General features: G+C 58.3%; 14 protein-coding genes. 9 read left to right on the forward strand and 5 right to left on the reverse strand.

Annotated features, from left to right (window positions below):
• The first annotated feature begins 68 nt into the window (after positions 1–68).
• From DMR_RS12980 to DMR_RS13005, 6 genes are all read left to right on the forward strand, one after another.
• Positions 69–1,433, forward strand: a complete 1,365-nt coding sequence (locus DMR_RS12980; protein ID WP_015861373.1) for a phosphomannomutase/phosphoglucomutase — start codon at positions 69–71, stop codon at positions 1,431–1,433.
• A gap of 93 nt (positions 1,434–1,526) precedes the next feature.
• Positions 1,527–2,024: a hypothetical protein gene (locus DMR_RS12985; RefSeq protein WP_015861374.1), complete on the forward strand. Its 498-nt coding sequence runs from the start codon at positions 1,527–1,529 to the stop codon at positions 2,022–2,024.
• Between the two features lie 130 nt (positions 2,025–2,154).
• Positions 2,155–3,054: a hypothetical protein gene (locus DMR_RS12990; RefSeq protein WP_015861375.1), complete on the forward strand. Its 900-nt coding sequence runs from the start codon at positions 2,155–2,157 to the stop codon at positions 3,052–3,054.
• A gap of 122 nt (positions 3,055–3,176) precedes the next feature.
• Entirely contained in the window at positions 3,177–4,445 is a 1,269-nt protein-coding gene (locus tag DMR_RS12995) for an efflux RND transporter periplasmic adaptor subunit (RefSeq protein WP_015861376.1), read from the forward strand.
• The gene (locus DMR_RS13000) at positions 4,442–5,146 is read left to right on the forward strand and encodes an ABC transporter ATP-binding protein (RefSeq protein ID WP_015861377.1); all 705 of its coding nucleotides are present in this window, start codon (positions 4,442–4,444) and stop codon (positions 5,144–5,146) included. The genes DMR_RS12995 and DMR_RS13000 overlap by 4 nt, the downstream gene beginning before the upstream one ends.
• A complete protein-coding gene (locus DMR_RS13005) occupies positions 5,124–6,386 on the forward strand; it encodes an ABC transporter permease (protein WP_015861378.1) in 1,263 nt (420 codons plus the stop codon). The genes DMR_RS13000 and DMR_RS13005 overlap by 23 nt, the downstream gene beginning before the upstream one ends.
• Positions 6,387–6,508: 122 nt before the next feature.
• Here the strand turns inward: DMR_RS13005 and tnpC are convergent, their stop codons facing one another.
• The 5 genes from tnpC to DMR_RS13030 all read right to left on the reverse strand — a co-directional run bounded on the left by tnpC (position 6,509) and on the right by DMR_RS13030 (position 11,921).
• The gene (gene tnpC, locus DMR_RS13010) at positions 6,509–8,023 is read right to left on the reverse strand and encodes an IS66 family transposase (protein ID WP_232502917.1); all 1,515 of its coding nucleotides are present in this window, start codon (positions 8,021–8,023) and stop codon (positions 6,509–6,511) included.
• A 106-nt stretch (positions 8,024–8,129) separates the two neighbouring features.
• Positions 8,130–8,483, reverse strand: coding sequence for an IS66 family insertion sequence element accessory protein TnpB (gene tnpB, locus DMR_RS13015; RefSeq protein WP_012750477.1), 354 nt, complete (start codon positions 8,481–8,483; stop codon positions 8,130–8,132).
• On the reverse strand, positions 8,480–8,830 hold the full coding sequence (tnpA, locus tag DMR_RS25780) for an IS66 family insertion sequence element accessory protein TnpA (RefSeq protein WP_012750476.1): 351 nt from the start codon (positions 8,828–8,830) through the stop codon (positions 8,480–8,482). The genes tnpB and tnpA overlap by 4 nt, the downstream gene beginning before the upstream one ends.
• Positions 8,831–9,352: 522 nt before the next feature.
• On the reverse strand, positions 9,353–9,886 hold the full coding sequence (locus DMR_RS13025; RefSeq protein WP_015861379.1) for a chemotaxis protein CheW: 534 nt from the start codon (positions 9,884–9,886) through the stop codon (positions 9,353–9,355).
• Positions 9,887–9,905: 19 nt separating this feature from the next.
• Positions 9,906–11,921, reverse strand: a complete 2,016-nt coding sequence (locus tag DMR_RS13030) for a methyl-accepting chemotaxis protein (RefSeq protein WP_043600662.1) — start codon at positions 11,919–11,921, stop codon at positions 9,906–9,908.
• A gap of 497 nt (positions 11,922–12,418) precedes the next feature.
• On the opposite strand from DMR_RS13030, the gene DMR_RS13035 reads away from it, so the two are divergent.
• From DMR_RS13035 to DMR_RS13045, 3 genes are all read left to right on the forward strand, one after another.
• Positions 12,419–13,075 carry an MEDS domain-containing protein gene (locus DMR_RS13035; RefSeq protein WP_015861381.1) on the forward strand — a complete coding sequence of 219 codons (657 nt, stop codon included), beginning with the start codon at positions 12,419–12,421 and terminating at the stop codon, positions 13,073–13,075.
• Entirely contained in the window at positions 13,065–16,253 is a 3,189-nt protein-coding gene (locus tag DMR_RS22445; RefSeq protein ID WP_015861382.1) for a PAS domain S-box protein, read from the forward strand. The genes DMR_RS13035 and DMR_RS22445 overlap by 11 nt, the downstream gene beginning before the upstream one ends.
• Before the next feature lie 688 nt (positions 16,254–16,941).
• Complete coding sequence (locus tag DMR_RS13045) at positions 16,942–18,072, forward strand: IS4 family transposase (protein WP_015861383.1); 1,131 nt, start codon at positions 16,942–16,944, stop codon at positions 18,070–18,072.
• The last annotated feature ends 122 nt before the right edge of the window (positions 18,073–18,194 follow it).

An 18,194-nucleotide genomic window follows, 5' to 3' on the forward strand; every position in this document is an offset into this window, starting at 1 on the left:
GGACAACACCGGGGCAGGTCAAGGGACGGCCGGACGCGAAACGTGCCTCGCCGCGCACAGGAGACCGCATGAAACCAATCACGCCCGCGCCGTTTCGGGCCTATGACATCAGGGGAATCGTCGACGCCGACTTCGACGAGGAATGGGTGGAGCGCCTTGGCCGGGCGCTTGGAACGTTTTTCCTGCGCCGGGGCCACAGCCAGGCCGTGGTCGGCCACGACTGCCGTCTGACCTCACCGGGCTACCAGGCCCAGTTGGCCGCCGGACTGGCCTCCTGCGGCGTGGATGTGGTCTGCCTGGGCATGGTCCCAAGCCCGGTCTTCTACTACGCCGTCAAGGCCCTAGGCCGCCGGGCCGGCGCGGTGGTGACGGCCAGTCACAATCCTTCGGAATTCAACGGATTCAAGGTCTGGTCCGGAGAAACCACCATCCACACCGACGACATCCGGGAAATCTACGACATCATGGCCGCCGGGGAATTCCCTTCGGGCACGGGCATCGTGTGCGAACACGACATCAAGCCGTCGTACATCGAGCACGTGGCCGAGCAGATGGTGCTGCCCCGGACCGTCTCGGTGGTGGTGGACGGCGGCAACGGAGCCGGCGGCCTCGTCTGCTGCGACGTGCTGCGCCAGGCCGGAGCCCGGGTCACGCCCCTTTACTGCGAGCCCGACGGCCGCTTTCCCAACCATCATCCCGATCCCGTCATCCACAAGAACATCGCCGACCTGGCCGCCCGGGTCGTGGCCGAGGGCGCGGACTTCGGCGTGGGCCTTGACGGCGACGCCGACCGCATCGGCGTGGTGGACAACACCGGCCGGCTGCTCTACGGCGACCAGCTCCTGGCCATCTACGCCCGGGCCGTGCTCCAAAACCATCCCGGAGCCACGGTCATCGGCGAGGTCAAGTGCAGCCACCTGCTCTATAAAGACATCGCCGCCCACGGCGGCGATCCCCTCATGGCCGCCACCGGCCATTCGCTCATCAAATCCAAAATGCGCGAAACCGGGGCCATCCTGGCCGGCGAGATGAGCGGCCACATGTTTTTCGCCGACCGCTACTACGGTTTCGACGACGCCATCTACGCCGCCGCCCGGCTGGCCGAGATCGTGGCCGCCTCGTCCACGCCCCTGTCCGAGATGCTGGCCGACTGGCCGGCCACGGTCAACACGCCGGAAATCCGCGTCGATTGCCCCGACGCCATCAAGTTCGCGGTGGTGGACAAGGCCAAACGGCACTTTACCAATGGTTACGACGTCATCGACGTGGACGGCGTGCGCCTGACCTTCCCGGACGGTTGGGGACTGCTTCGCGCCTCCAACACCCAGCCGGCCCTGGTGGTGCGCTTCGAAGCCGAGAACGAGACGCGCCTGGACGAAATCCGCCGTCTCATCGAGGAACCGGTGACAGCCTGGATCAAGGAGCTTTCCTAGGGTCGCGACCCGATCATGCCCGTGTCCGCCGGAAGGCCGGCCGCAACCCGGCCCGGCCGTCCGGCGACTCCCCGTCAACGCCCCGGAGGAGACATGCGACACGCCTTCCTGCCCCGCCTGCTGGCCGTTTCCATCGCCCTGTCGCCGTGGGCGATTCCGGCTTTGACCCTGGCCCAGGACTACCGGCCAAACACCGCCCTGGGCGAACTGCTGGCCCACATGCCCTACGTCAAAAGCGGGACCAATCCCGGCGGCAAAAACGTGTTGGAAAACAGCTGCATCTACAAGGACAGCTTCTCCATCAGCCCGTCCAAGGAGGTGCTGGAGCGCTGCGACGTGGCCGGAGCCGTGGCGGAATTCACGGCCAAAAACGGACCGCCCGATTTGGTGTCCGAGGCTCCCGGCGGCAAGAAACTGCTGGAATACCGCCTGCTGCACGGCGGCAACAGCTACTTCGTCAAGATCTACGTGGCCTGCGCCGGAGGCAAGACCGAAATCTTCGCCATCGCCGAGTGCAAGGAGGAAAAAAACCGGGTCAAACCCGGACCGCCCAAGGACGACCGCTCGTTTTGGAAGAAGATGCTGCCTTGAATCTGGTTGGCCGCCAGGCCAAGGCGCGATGCCGCCGGCGGTTTTCCTGAATCAAACGCCTATTGACTGCCCGTCTTTTTTATATATATCCTTGTATAGCTAGTAACATCAAACTACAAGGAGACTGGGCATGGCCGCCAAGAACGTGAAGATCAGCGCCACAGGCAAAAACCATCATGCCGTCTTGGATGATGGCCCTGCGTTCGCCATCGGGAAAGAGGTCAAATACGGGGACAACATCGGACTGCAGCACCTCGGGAACAGCACGTCGAAGCGCTATTCGCCAGAAGAGCATCGAGAAGAATATGGATTTTGGGCCGACTTCCTGGTCCCCACAGCGACCTGCGAAAGCGGCGGCTGTTATTCCTGTCTCAACACCTACGACACGGCGCTGTTCACCTTCGGTTTTTTGCAGTTTGCCGCCCATGTCCCCAACGGCGACTGCATCCTCTATTTCCGCCGTCTGCTCGCCCTGCCCCAGGCCGAATCCTACTTTCCCGACCTCATTGTAAAAGAGGGCCGCATCCATCACAGGCAGGGCGGCATAATGCTCCCCCTTGAAACCGATGACGACACGTCGGGATTCCAGCGCTACTTTAATCCGGACCCGGCCCTGCTGTCGGACGAGGAACGTCGACGAGCCGCCTTGTGCATCCATTGGTGCGAAAACGATCCGGAAGTTCGCGACCTTCAGGTCGCCGTCGGCATTGCGCTTTTCAAAAAGAACATGAAGCTTTACGCCCAAAAATACTCGCTGGATCAGGCCCCGGACTCCATCTGCGCCATCGTGGCCGACATTCGCCATCAGGGTCGCGCCAAAAGCGACGCCATCCTTCAGGCCCTCGACGCCAAGGGCCGCTGGGACGTCGCCCGGACCAACCTCCTGCGCCTTGGCCTGGACAAATACCCCGGCCGGCCGCAGCAGTTGGAAGCGACCCTGAGGCGTCTTGAAGACGAAGGGATTTTTGGCCGCCGCGTCTATGACTTGGCCTCGGCCGACTTCCAGCTGCTGTCCGACGACGTCCGATAGCGCCATGCGTCCCGAGCGGGTCCGGTCCGCCCACGGACCTGCCCGGGACGCTTCCCCGCCATTTGCCCCCAGGCGCGATTGCGGCTATAAGGCGATGAAATCAGACCGCCGGACACCACCGCATGCGCATATTCAAATGGCTTTTCCTGCTCGCCCTCCTTACCGCCGGGGGCTACTTCGGCTACAAACACTACACCAAAAAACCCGAGCCGCCCCGGGTCATCGCCACGGCCGAGGCTAGCCTGGGCAACGTGCGCAAGGTGTTGGAGGCTACGGGCATCATCAAGGCCCAGGTCGGCGCCATCGTCAAGATCGGCGCCCGGGCCACAGGCACCATCAAGGAAATGCACGTCAAGGTCGGCGACGAGGTCAAGCGCGACCAGCTCATCGCCGTCATCGACTCCCGGGAGCTGCGCTCCCAGCTCGACGAGGCCGAGGCCCGGCTGGCCCGGGCCAATGCCGAGCTGTCCCAGGTCGAAACCGTCTACCCCCGCCGCATCGCCGAAGCCGAAGCCGAACTGCGCCTGTCCCAGGCCAAGTACGACTACGCCGCCTCCACGCTCAAGCGCCAGGATGAGCTGTTCCGCAAGGAACTCGTGGCCCGCGACGTCCTGGACGCCGCCCGCCGCGACAATCTGGTCAGCCAAAACGAGGTGCTGGCCCGAGAGGCCTCCCTGGTGCGGGTGCGCACGGAATTCGAAAAGGAACTCATCAAGGCCCAGCGCGTCCGGGACGAGGCCCAGGCCGTCATCGACTCGGCCAACACCAAGATTTCCTATACCCGCATCGTCAGCCCCATCGACGGCGTGGTGGCCCTGGTCACCTCCCAGGCCGGCGAGACCGTGGTGGCCGGCCTGCAAGTGGCTAATCTCATCACCGTCCTTGACCCCAGCCGCCTGGAAATGTGGATCTACGTGGACGAGACCGACGTCGGCCAGGTCAAGGCCGCCATGCCGGTAGAATTCCGGGTGGACGCCTACCCCGGCACGACCTTCAAGGGCAGCGTCAACCAGATCTATCCCCAGCCCGAGATCCGCGACAACATCGTCTACTACCAGGCCCTGGTGCGCCTGGACCCGGCCGAATCGTCCAAGCTGCGCCCGGAAATGACCACCCAGTGCCAGATCGTGGTGCAGGAGAAAAAGGGCGTGCTGGTCATTCCCAACGCGGCGCTCAAGTGGATCGGCGACAAGCAGGTGGTCTTCGCCGTGACCGAGGGTGGCGGCGTGCGCGAGGTGCAGCCCAAGCTCGGCCTGGAGGGGCTTAACGAAACCGAGATCGTCGAAGGCTTAGCCCCGGGCGAAAAGGTGGCTACCCAGATCGTGCTGCCGGGCCTGGCCGCGCCGACCATAAACGCCCCCAAGGCCAACCGTCCGGGCGGCGGCCGATGACCGGCCAGGCGTCCCCCGGCGAAGGCGAGCCGCTTATCCGCCTAACCGACGTCACCCGCAGCTACGTCATGGGCGGCGTGGCCAACACGGTGCTCTCCGGGGTGACCCTGGACATCGCGGCCGGCGAATTCGCGGCCATCATGGGCCCGTCGGGCTCTGGCAAGTCCACTCTGCTCCACATCCTGGGCCTGCTCGACCGCCCCACTTCCGGCAGCTACCGGCTGCGCGGCCAAGAGACCGGCACGCTGTCCGACGACGCCCTGTCCCATCTGCGAAACCAAGCCATTGGCTTCGTCTTCCAGAGCTTTTACCTCATCCCTTACGCCACCGCCCTGGACAACGTGCTGCTCCCGGGGCTCTACAGCGACGCCCCGCGCGCGGCCCTTGTCCGGCGGGCGGGAGAACTCCTGGACAAGGTCGGGCTGTCGGCCCAGGCCCGACACAAGCCTTCCCAGCTCTCCGGCGGCCAGCAGCAGCGCGTGGCCCTGGCCAGGTCGCTTATAAACGACCCGGACCTCATCCTGGCCGACGAACCCACCGGCCAGCTCGATTCCGGCACCAGCCGCGAAATCATGGAACTCCTCGCCGCCATCAACCGCGACGCCGGCAAGACGGTCATCGTCGTCACCCACGACCCGGACACCGCCGCCTACGCCCGTCGCCAGATTCTCGTGACCGATGGCCGTGTGGCGCGTTCTTAGCCGCTATCCGCGCCTGCTATGGCGTCTGCAGGGCGTGGCCGGCCAAGCCCTGCTGGCCCACAAAGCGCGCAGCTTCTTTGTCGTTGCCGCCGTGGCCATGGGCATCGCGGCGCTCACCGTCATCGTCGCCTCGGTGGACGGCGCGCGGCGAAAGGCCCTGGAAATCGTCGATTTCTTTGGCCCGGACGCGGTGCTGGTCCTTGGCGGCGACATCGAGAACCGGCCCGTTGGCCAGCGCACAAATACCCTCACCTGGTCTGACGCCCGGGCCATCGCCCGCTCCTTGCCCGGGGCCTACGCCGTGCTGCCCATGCGCTCGGTGCGGGCCGTGACCCTGCGCTACGGCAACAAGAACCACGAGGCCCCCACCGTGGTCGGAGCCACCGAGAATTACGCCGCCACCTGGAACTGGCCCCTGTCCGAGGGCCGCGACCTGTCCGAGGACGACATCGCCCACGGGGCCAAGGTGGCGCTCATCGGCGACGCCCCGGCCAAGGCTCTTTTCGGCGACGCCTCGCCGGTCGGGCGCACGGTCATGGTGAAAAATCTGCCCGTGCAGATCGTCGGGCGACTGTCCTACCGGGGCTTTACCGGCGGCGGCTCGGACGTGTCCGTGGATGACCGCCTCATCATGCCCATCTCCACCCTGACCCAGCGTTTCAACCTGGACCGCAACTACTTCCGGGGCCTTCGCGTGCGCTTCCACGATCCGGACCTCATCGGGGTCCACATGGAAAACCTGCGCGCCCTGCTGCGCCACGAACACAAGCTCGGCCCCACCGTCCCCGACGATTTCACCATCATGTCGGCCAGCGAGATCCTCAAGTTCCTGACAGCCTTTACCGGTGGACTGGTGGCCTTTCTCGGGGTCACGGCCGGAGTGGCCATCCTGGTCGGCGGTTTCGTGCTGGCCAACCTCATGTTTCTGGGCGTCAGCGAACGACGCGTGGAGATCGGGCTGCGCAAGGCCGTGGGGGCCACCTCCGGGGCCATCCTCATCCAGTTTTTGTCCGAGGCCGTCTACCTGACCCTGGCCGGAGCCATCCTCGGCGTGGGACTCGGGGTGGGCCTGGGCGAGTCCCTGTCACGCCTGGGAATGCTGGAACTGCGCCTGTCGCCCAAAATCTTCGTCCTGTCCCTGGCCGCCGCTCTGGCCATCGCCCTGGCCTTCGGCCTGCGCCCGGCCCGCAAGGCGGCTGACCTCGACCCCATCGAGGCCCTGCGCGGCGGCGGCGAATAGCCGCCGCCGCGCAGCCACGCCTGCCCGCCTTTCCTGCCCAGCCGCTTGGGTGCCGCGTCCACGACAAACGTAAGCGCTCAATAAGGCGCGTCTTGTTAGGGCGAGCAGGAAGCAGGATAAGCTCAGGCAGGTATGATGAGGCTTTGAGGATCGCTGTACTGGGGCAGGAGGGCCTTGCGTTGGGCGTCAGTGGTTGCCGCCGGCAAGTGCTCGAAGAGGTGGCGCAGGTAGCGGTATGGCTCCAGCCCGTTGGCCTTGGCCGTTTCGATGAGGGAGTAGATGGTGGCCGAGGCGTCGGCTCCGCGCGGATGGCCTGAGAACAGCCAGTTTTTGCGGCCCACGGCAAAGGGGCGGATGGCGTTTTCGGCCAGGTTGTTGTCCGGACGCAGTCGGCCGTCTTCCAGGTAGACGACCAACCGCTCCCACTGTTTGATAGCATAGCCAATGGCCTTGCCGAGCAGACTCTTGGGCGGGGTGGTGGCGGCGCGTGCATCGAGCAGCGCCTTAAGCTTGTCCAGGATCGGCCTGGATTTTTCGGCTCGCAGGACCTTGATCTGCTCCGGATTGAGCTGTTGCCTTTCGGCTTGGTGCTCCACGCCGTAGAGTTTGCCGATCAGATCGAGGACGGCATGGGCCGTGCCGCCTTTGGCCTTCTTGCCAGCGGACTTCTCGACCTCGACGAACTTGCGCCGGACATGGGCCAAACAGCCGAGATGGCGCAGGCCTTCCCGTTCGCCCAGGGCCTCATAGCCGCTGTAGCCGTCGGTCTGCAGATAGCCTTTGAAATCGCCAAGAATTTCCGCAGCCACGCTGCCGGCCCGGGTCGGATGATAGCGAAACAGGACGACCGGTTTTCCCGGTGTTCCGCCCCGGGCGACCCACATAAATGATTTCGTGGTGTTGGCCCGGCCTGGTTCGGCAAGCACCTGGACCGTGGTTTCGTCCATGTTGACGATGGGGCCGGAACGAATTTCAGCGATGATCATGTCGATGAGCGGATCGCAGGACTTGGCTACGCGGATCATCCAGCCAGCCAGGGTTCCCCGGGAGATGTCCAGCCCCAGGCGAGCGAACTGATCCTCCTGGCGGTACAGGGGCAGCGCGTCGGCATACTTGGCCACGGCGACATGGGCCAAAAGGCCCTGAGTCACGATGCCCTGGGGGATGATTTGGGGTGGCATGGGCGCGGTTTTCACCGTCGGCCCATCGTCCTCCACACCTTCGCAGGTACGGCAGGCGTATTTTGGCCGGATGTGGCGGATGACCTGGATTTTGGCCGGCACGATGTCGAGCTTTTCGCTGACTTCCTCACCGATGCGGACCAGCTCAGCGCCGCAGGGGCAGGTCTTCTCCGATTCCGGCAGGTCGTGGATGATCTCCACCCGGGGCAGATCCGCAGGGATGGGGCGACGGCCGCGTTTGCGGCGGGTGCTCGCCGGGGCGCAGGCCTCCTCGAAGGTCTGCGGTTTGTGCTCCTCCGCAGTCTGCTCGGCCTCGTCGAACAGGGAGAGCTGCTGCTCCTGGCCGGTACGGGGCTTTTTCTCGGACTTCGGGCCGTAAATGATCAGGTTCAGGAGCTGAAGGCGCTGCTCAAGTTGGACGATGTGCTCTTGCTGGTCAGCCTGACTGGCAGCCATGTTGACAATGAGAGCTTTCAGTGCGGCAGGGTCGTCAGGGAGGGAATTGATGTCCACGGCCCGAACAATCTCTCATTATTATTCAATTTAATCAAGGCAATACTGTCTAAAAGAGCGTCGAATACTCCAGACGGGAGTGTCCCGTCACGGCCAGGGGATCGAGACCATCAAGCAGCCAGGCCAGTTGCCGGGAGTCAATGGCAAGCACCTCCGCCTCGCGGGTTGGCCAGCGAAACACATGCCGCTCCAGACGCTTGTGCCACAGACAAAAGCCGTTGCGATCCCAGTAGAGCAGCTTGATGATCGTCCGGCTGCGGTTGCAAAAGCCGAAAAGGTGACCGGCAAACGGATCGAGTTGCAGCTGCCGTGAAACCAGGATGGACAGCCCGTCGATGGACTTGCGCATGTCTGTGGCTCCCAGAGCCAAATAAACCCGGACGCCGCTTACCGGCGACATCATAGCCGTGTCAGCGTGCGGACAAGCTTTTCCAGCACCGGCGCGGCGAAGTTGCCTCTGATCTCGATGCGAAAGGCGTTGCCCACGTGCACTAGGATCGGTGCCGGCACGGTTGCCATGTCCGCCTGGGCCGACGCCGGCAGAGGCACGGGAACGAGGGTGACGCAGGACGCGCCCTCCTTGCCAGTCGCTGCCTCCAAACGCTTCCGCCAATAGCCCATGGAACTTTGGGAAAGACCCTGCCGCCGGCAGTAAGCCCCCTGGCTCAGGCCGCTACGATGCCAAGCCTCAATATGTTCAGACCAGTACGCCGCCTTCTCGAAACTGAGCTCTGCTGATGACGCTGCCATGGTCGCCCTCCTGTGGGATAAACCATGACAGAAAACTCAAGCGGCGTAAGAAGGGGTTGATTGACCGGTTACCGTTAGCCAGCAGCCACAAGAAAAGGCCCCTGGTGCGACAACACCAGAGGCCTTTGAAGAAGGAGCCAATTACAAACCGCTTCTAACGACCGCTTCCAGTTCTTAGGCCTGGAAGCATTTTGGCCTGTAACTAGCTGAATTAGCTTGGCGTCCCCAAGGGGATTTGAACCCCTGTTACCGGCGTGAAAGGACCATACCCCTACGCGGATTTTGCTGACTTTTTCAATAATCCTAAGCAATTCGTAACGAGCTATGACGAGATATACCGAGCTATCCGCACCTCAATTTACTTCTCGGTTTACTTCTCCGACCAAACCCCGAAGCGCACATCAGGCTGGCAAAAAGAATGACTTGTCAGGCTTCGAATGGAGCGCTCTCCCCCATCCTCTCCCCCTATCCTCTCTCTGACCCCACCCTGCTACCCACCCCCAGGCAATCTTCGCGGGAGATTCAGGGGCATGCACTGGCTGAGACGACAGTTTCGATATTCTCGGTCGCCATGCCCCCAGCATTCCGGGCCGTTGAAAGCTCCTCATTGGAAAAGACACGCCCAATGTCCAGGATCAAGACAAAGCGTTCGTTGAGCTTGCCCAAGCCAATGAGGAAACGAGTATCAACGGCTGACCCCATCCGAGGAGGCGGGTCAATCCTGTCCTGTTCTAACTCCAGAACCTCCTGCACCGAATCCGCCAGGAGGCCGATGAGGATACAATCTCCTTCGGTTCGAACCTCAGCGATGATGATGCAGGTATTTGTGGTGAATACCGTCCCCGACATTCCGAACTTGAGACGCAGATCTATCACCGGGATGGCCTTTTCCCTAACGTTGATCACGCCGCGTATAAAGTCAGGCATTCTCGGAATGCGGGTTATATTGGTATTGTCTAAAATTTCCTTGACCCAGCCGATATCCAGGGCAAAAAGCTCGTCGCCGAGAGTAAACGTCAGGTATTGATGCATGGCCATAATTTCAGCGTTGCTCATGACGCTATCCTCCCGTCGGCTAGAACCGTTCAAAATCATCGTCAGCGTCGTGCATTTCTATAGCGACGCCCTTGGATTTGACTGCCTTCGACGGGGCTGGGCGCGCCATACGTCCTGCAGGGAGCGCCTTTACGGGCATGTGCCTTTTCGTCGCTCCAGAGCCTGCCACCTGGAAGAAAGAAATACTGCCTTGGAGTTGCTCAGCTTGTGCAGAAAGCTCTTCTGAGGTCGAGGCCATTTCTTCCGAAGCGGAGGCATTTTGCTGCACCACCTGATCAAGCTGCTGAATGGCCTTGTTAATTTGGCTGGCACCAGAATTTTGCTCATTGCTGGAGGCGGCAATTTCTTGGACCAACTCTGCCGTCCGCTGGATATCAGGCACCATTTTGGTCAGCATGTTACCAGCTTTTTCGGCGATCTGGACACTTGAAGACGACAAGTTGCTGATTTCGGCGGCTGCGGCCCCGCTTCGCTCGGCCAATTTGCGAACCTCGGCGGCAACGACGGCGAAGCCCTTACCGTGTTCTCCGGCGCGGGCGGCCTCAATAGCGGCGTTAAGGGCCAGCAGATTGGTTTGGCGGGCGATTTCCTCAATGATGGATATTTTTTCAGCGATGTTCTTCATCGCCACCACAGCCTGGGTTACGGCCACTCCTCCTTCTTCCGCATCCATGGCAGCCTTGACTGCGATGGTCTGTGTTTGTTGGGCGTTATCAGCGTTCTGCTTGATATTTGAGGACATCTGCTCCATAGACGAGGAAATCTCCTCAACGCTAGCTGCCTGCTCGGTAGCCCCCTGGGACATGCTCTGCGCTGAAGCAGATAATTCTTCGCTGCCTGAGGCAACGTTCTCAGTTGCAGACTGAATTTCGGCTACGACTTCGCGCAGACGATCGACCATGTCATTAAGGGCCGCAGCCAACACTCCGATTTCATCCTTTTGGTCAATGTCCAACTTTTGGGTGAAGTCCCCTCGGGACATGGCCTGGGCGAAACCAACACCTTTGAGCACCGGCCCGGTAATAGCGCGGGTCAGCGCCACAGCAATGATAACGCCGAGAAGAAGCGCGAAAGCCAAGCCAATAATCATGGTCGTGGAGGCCGAAGCCAAGCTTGAGACGGTATCATTGGCGATACTCTGCGTCTGCCCCATGCCGGCCTTGGCCGTTTCCTGGGCCGCTTCCAGTACCTGCTCGCCGACTTCGTTTCGTTTTGTTCCAAGCGTTTGCAACGTTTTCCAAGCGGCAACGTACTCAGTCATAGCGGCCTTGTACTTACCACCTGCCTCTTTTATTGTGGCCAGTTGCCTAAGATTATTTTCTTGGCGAGTCACCGTCTTTAACTTATCAAGTAGTTCATCGATTTTTTTAAAATTATTGAGCGCATCGTCTACTAATTGAATATTCCCTGTAGCCTGTGCCTTAAAATTTTTGACGCGAACATCATTCCCTAAATCTATCACCTCGTTCGCCTCTTCTATTTTACTACGTCGCTCTTGGAGTTTTGCGACAGAGGCTCCTTCATTGATCTCCTTTTCGAATGCAGCATCTTGGCTTTCCATAAAATCACTACAACTTTTCAAATACTCGCCTGCTGAGGCGTCCATCGTCTTACGCAAAGATTCCATTGCCTTAATACTGACAGTCGTCGCTTCAATCAGTTTTCCATACTCGTCCACTTTGCCTTGTGCCTTTGCGACGTCTTCCTTTAGCTTTGTCAGCTTGGGGAACTTGTCCGAATGCGCCTTGGCTTTGGCCAGTTGGGCGTTGACGTTGGCAAACTCTTTTTTCGCAGTTTCTAGAAATTTTTCATCTTCACTGAGTGCATAACCACGCATAGCATACATGGTCATCATCGAATCACGTTCAACGTCATTCGCCACAGCTACTTCTGGCACGTATTCTTGCGCCAATCGCGTGGCCCCCTGCTCCACTTTGCTCATGGCCACCACAGCCAAGCCCCCTAAGAGACAAGCGATGAGGATAAGAGCTCCGAAGCCGCCCCCGATCTTAATGCCAAGCCTGATATTCTTCATCAGTCCCTCCACTGGTGGCAAAAGTAAAAAAATTATTTTAAACATACCGTACTTTTCAGCTCTTTGACAATGGGGAACAACACCTAGGCGGACATGGCTATCCTCGGATGGTGACGGGTATGGCGTCTACGTGAAGTGGTGGGCTGCGGCAGACCTGCCAGGCACACCTGCCGTTCCTAGATTCCTCTTGCGCAACAGCACGGTAAATCGCAGGCGCCGTACGGTGTGATGGTAATCCGGCTCAGGTCTCAGAAGCGCGGCCTGTCAAGCAGTCGTTCGACAGTCACCTGGACATCATTGTAGAAATGTGCTTTGTTCCTTTAAGTTTGGGAATCCAGTCCTCCACCACTTGGGTGATGATTATCTTGGCTTCGAATGGATATATTTATAACTATTTAAGGGACATAAGCAATTAGTGACTGTGCAAAGATGCGAGAAAAACGCTCAGAGTAGGGAATAGTTAGTCCATCGTCTTTTCCCAGCCTGCAGGAGGGAATATGCACATCCAGACTTCGGACCAGCCCAGCCTTGACCTCGGCTTTGGCGAGTACACCTGCAACTGGGGCGTCCACCTGTGCGGGCTCTATGAGACCGATAAGGAACGAGACGCGATAATCTTCGGCTTTCTCGCGCAGGGGGCCAAGGTTGGCGATCTACAACTCTACTGCCCTGCCGAACGCAGCCGCGAAGATTTCGAGTCCAAGATGAGCGCGGCCTGCCCGCATTGCGGGCCGAAGCTCAAGGACCAGGAGGTGTTCCGCATCAGCTCGGCCAGGGATCTCTACTATCCAGATGGCACTTTCTCCCCCTGGGCCATGGAAGACGGCCTGAACGCCTTCTACGAGCAGAGCCGGGACCAGGGCGGCCCGAACATCCGCGCCACGGCGGAGATGGTCTGGGCCCTGGAGACCATCCCTGGCGTGGAGCATCTAATGGCCTACGAGTCCCGCCTAAACTACTTCATCAAGGGCAAGCCCTGGGTCAGCATCTGCCTGTACAACGTGGCGAAATTCGACGGGAAGACAATCATGAAGGTGCTGCAGACGCATCCCTACATCATCAGCCAGGGTGTCATCTCGGCAAACCCCTTCTTCGTGGACCCGGACATCTGGCTGAGCAAGAACGCTCCAGAGTTCATGAACCGTGACGAGTAACCTGAAAGACCACGACCTCTTCCTGCTGCTGATCAACCTGTCGCAACTCAACGACAGGCATCTGGTGGTGCGCATCTTCACCCAGGCAATAGAGGCCATGTGGTCGGAGCTTATCCTGAAGTGGATCGAAGGGCCTGAACACCCTGGCGAGCCCTGTCTGCCGGTGCGGACCATGTCCGGGTACTATGGCAGATTTATCACCATGGGCTCCGACGCCCAGTTGTCCGCGCAAGACCGCCAGCTTCTGGGTAACTCGGTGCAGATGCTCGCGCTGTTGCTGGAGCGCTTGGCCCAGCGGGAAGAGCTGGAAGGCCGCAAGGCGCAGCTTGAAGACGAGGTAAAGACCCGCACAAGAGAACTGAACGAGACCCTGGAGCGTTACCAGGCCCTGTTCGCCTCAGTCAGCGACCCAATACTTGTGGCCGACAGAAACACGGGCATCCTGGTGGAGTGCAACGAAGCCGCGGAACGCTTTTTTGGTCGCAGCCGAGAGCAGCTCATCGGACGACCGCAAAGCGTTTTGCATCCACCGCATACTCGCCTTGTCAATGGCGTGACCGAAGACTTTAAACGTAAAGCGACTGACCCAAGAGGTTTAGAGGAAATAAAGCTCTTGGCCTCTGATGGCGAGGTGCGTGACGCGGAGGTCACTGCTAGAGTGTTTGATATAGGGGAGAACAAGCTTATCTTGGGGGTGTTCAGAGACATCACCGAGCGCAAACGGGCAGAAGATGCATTGCGCGAGAGCGAGCAGCGATACCGCCGCATCGTTGATACCGCCCAGGAAGGCATCCGCATCAGCGACGAATGTGGCCGCATTGTCTATCTGAACCAGCGTATGTCAGACCTCCTCGGATACTCACAGGATCAAATGCTAGGCAGAAACATTGAGGATTTTCTTTTCCCTGAGGACCTGGAGGATCACCGCCAAAGGATGGAAGACCGTCGCAGGGGCAGTGACGCTTGCTATGAGAAGAGATTGCGGCGGAGCGACGGGACCGCTGTGTGGACTCTCGTCTCGGTCAAGTCCCTGCCTGATGCGACTGGCCGGTATGACGGCTCGTTGGCCATGTTCAGCGACATTACCGACCGCAAGTTGGCTGAAGAAGCACTACACCAGGAGGACGCCCGTTTGCGCAAGTTGCTGGAGATTATCCAGTACGACACGGCAAACACCCAGTCCTTGCTGGATTTCGCCCTGGGCAAATGCCTTGAACTGACGGGCAGCAGGTTCGGGTACATTTACCACTACGACGAAGATTCACAATCTTTTACGCTCAATTCATGGTCACGCGACGTCATGCAGGCTTGTTCCATTGCAAATCCACAATCTTGTTACGAACTCTCTAAAACAGGGCTCTGGGGCGAGGCTGTACGCCAGTGCCGTGCAGTCATCGTGAACGACTTCCTGACGGACAACCCTCTGAAAAAGGGCTATCCTGAAGGCCACGCCCAACTGACGAACTTCCTTACGGTTCCGATTTTAAGCAATAAACGCATAGTCGCTGTCGTGGGGGTGGCCAACAAGCAAACAGACTACATGGATAGCGATGTAATTCAACTTTCACTGCTCATGGATGCGACATGGCGGGTAGTGGAACGCCGACAGGCAGAAGAATCCTTGCGTAAAAGCGATGAACGCCTGTCCTTGGCTCTAATGGCTGCAAACGACGGCATGTGGGACTGGGATATCTCTTCAGGCACCACCTATTTCAGTCCTCGCTACTATACAATGCTTGGCTACCAGCCTGGCGAATTCCCCAGTGACTTTGACACGTGGAAGAGCCTTTTGCATCCAGATGATGTAGAGCATGCCATCCACATTGTCTCCGAAAGCCTTAATAATTCTGAAGGGTTTGAGATCGACTTCCGCATGCGAACTAAGTCGGGGGATTGGTCATGGATTCTCGGACGAGGCCGGGTGGTTGAAACGGACGCCGAGGGCCACGCAAAAAGGATGGTGGGCACCCATGTGGACATCAACGAACGCAAACGCTCGCAAGCCGATTTGTTGAGTGCCAAGCTGCAGGCCGAAGCTGCAAACAAAGCCAAGTCAGAGTTTTTGGCCAACATGAGCCATGAAATACGCACCCCTCTCAACGGAATCCTCGGCATGCTTCAATTGCTTCAGACTACTGAACCTAATGAGGAACAAAATGAGTACCTTACTGGAGCAACTCGGTCCACTAAGCGACTGACTCGACTTCTCTCTGATATTCTTGACATCTCAAGAATCGAAGCGGGCAGGATGGATGTTGTTGAGACTGAATTTGACATCTATCAACTGCAGGATTCTATACGCGAAATTTTTTACACGGAAGCTCAGGGGAAAGGCCTCGTTTTAGATTTCATTTGGGACGATGAATTGCCCACAGTTTTGATTGGAGACGAAGCTCGGCTTCGACAAATCCTTTTCAACCTTGTCGGAAACGCCATAAAATTTACCGACAAAGGAGAAGTCCTGGTCGAGGTCTCTTTGTTGCCGAATTCAAACTTTTCTTCTGTACGCGTGCTGTTTACTGTAAGTGACACGGGAATAGGTATTTGTGAAGAACATCTCAAATATATTTTTGAGCCATTTGTGCAGGCTGAAATCTCGTACACAAAACGCTTTCAGGGCGCTGGCTTGGGGCTATCCATTGTTCGGCGATTGGTAAGTATCTTGGGCGGTGATATATCAATTGACAGTGCCCTTGGCGAGGGAACAACCGTCTACCTCTCGCTGCCGCTCAAGATTTTTGCACCTAAGCAGAAACCACTGGAGCTTGTCACACATGAAACCTCACCTCCTAGACGAGTTCCCAGGCGCATACTCCTCGCTGAGGACGATCCGTTAAGCTCACTTACCTGCAAGAGGATGCTTGAGAAATCCGGCTACTCAGTCACTGCCGCCAACGATGGGCAGGAAGCGCTGCAGCGACTGACCGAAAATGACTTCGACTTAATCCTTATGGATGTGCAGATGCCTGTCATGAACGGCATCGAAGCTACAAAGGCAATCAGGGGGGCAAACAATCTTGGAGCGAAGTCGAGCATACCCATTGTAGCCATGACAGCCTACGCAATGACTGGAGACAAAGAATCATTTTTGGCAGCGGGCATGAACGGCTATATTGCAAAACCAGTAGACAAAGGAGCACTGTTTGAAGCTATAGAAAGAGTTCTACACACAAAATAGTGCTACAATGATACATCTGCAAAAAAGACTCTAAGTGATGGCGGGGATCGGGGTGTGGCTTCGTCTACCCAGATGAGTGCTGGCGCGGAATATATAACTTCCTACTGAAATCCCCTTCATGACTGTGAATCCAGTTGCCGTGCGATTGGAGGTAAAGCGATGGGACTGGCCATCATCAGGGGGAGCTATCACGAGTCTCAGCCGAGTTTTGGAAATCTGATTGCCGCGCTTAAAGAAAACGCTTACAGGTACAAGGCTGTACCGCATTGATCTTCATGCGATATCCCAATGGCAGGAGGCTGTCCGATGCCGACCCCAAGCACCAATGCCCCCTCCCGCAGTCGGCCCTCATCTGACTCCAGCCTCCTTAATAATCTCAAAAAATCAAGCATATTCAATCATTTCTGTCCGGCTAAGAAAAGGCTTGACGCCTGAAAGCGACAACTGAACTAGATTCATGATGCCTGTCTATTTCGGCGATACATTTTGGAAAAACGTCACCGACCACCATGAAGTCAAGTTCAAAAATCCTTGCAGAACGCCACCAGGCAGCATCAGCACGCGTCACAGAGCCTATTCTAGAACAGAAGGCACTTCTTAGCTTTCTTTATAACTATGCGGAATCACTCTTGTTGCTGTATGGTGTAGTTCTGAAGCTCACCTGCAAACCGACAAGAGGATTCCGCACATGCAAAGCGCTATCACCGTCTTCGCCCAATTTCTATCCCTTGTGCCGAAATCCGTATTTTTCAAGCTATCTCAGAATTATAGGCCTGAACGCTCGCCTCGGACATTCTCTCCGTGGAGTCATTTCGTCCACTTGCTGCACGCCCAGTTGGCCGGATGCAAAAGCCTGCGGGACGGAATCATGGGCATGAATGCCGCTTCCAACCGGCTCTACCATCTTGGCGTGAAGCCTGTGCCCCGTTCCACCTTTGCCGACGCCAATGCCAAGCGCCCATACACCATGTTCGAAGCCCTGTTCGGCGAACTCTACACGAGGTGTCTTTCCCAAGCGCCAAAAAAGAAATTTTCTTTTGAGAACAAGCTGTTCAGCCTGGACGCGTCGGTCGTCGACCTGTGCCTAAACCTGTTCCCCTGGGCCAAGTTCCGAACGGCCAAGGGCGGCATCAAGATGCACACGGTCATGGACCATGACGGCTATCTCCCGGCTGTGGTCACCGTCACCGAAGCCAAATGCCATGAGGTCAACATCGCCAAGCTGCTCAAACTGCCCAAAGGATCAATCGTGGTCTTTGACCGGGGCTACAACGACTACACGTGGTTCCGACACCTCTGTAAATCCGGCGTCTTCCTCGTCACACGACTCAAGAGCAATGCACGGTTTCGGGTCATCGAGCGCCACCGCACGGATCAGGCAACGGGCGTCACCTCCGATCACATCATCCAGGTCGCAGTGGGTGAAAAAACCATGACCTTGCGCCGCGTCGGCTATCGTGATCAGGAAACCGGGAACCGTCTTGATTTCCTGACCAATCACATGACCTTGCCAGCAAGAACCATTGCCGACATCTACAAGGAACGCTGGCAGGTCGAAATCTTCTTCCGCTTCATCAAGCAGAACCTCAAGATCAAGTCGTTCCTCGGCAACTCGAAAAACGCCGTCCTCTCCCAGGTCTACGTGGCCCTGATCGCGTACCTGCTCCTGGCCTACCAGAAGTTCATGTCAAAGATCGGCCTGAGCCTGCATTACCTGGCCAGGCTGGTGCAACGAAATTGCAACATCCTCGACCTCGTTGAACCCCAGCGAAAAAGTGTAAAATCAAATGATCCTGGGCAGCTATCGCTTCTAGCTTAGCCGGACAGAAATGATATTCAATCCAACAAACTGGAGTCTCAGGCTTCGATTTTTGACTGTCCCCGCTGCTCTTCTTGGACTCGGCTGCTTGACTCTGGCCTTTATCTTCCAGCGATACCAGG

The sequence above is a fragment of the Solidesulfovibrio magneticus RS-1 genome (genome assembly GCF_000010665.1).
In the GTDB taxonomy this organism is placed as follows: Bacteria; Desulfobacterota; Desulfovibrionia; order Desulfovibrionales; family Desulfovibrionaceae; genus Solidesulfovibrio; species Solidesulfovibrio magneticus.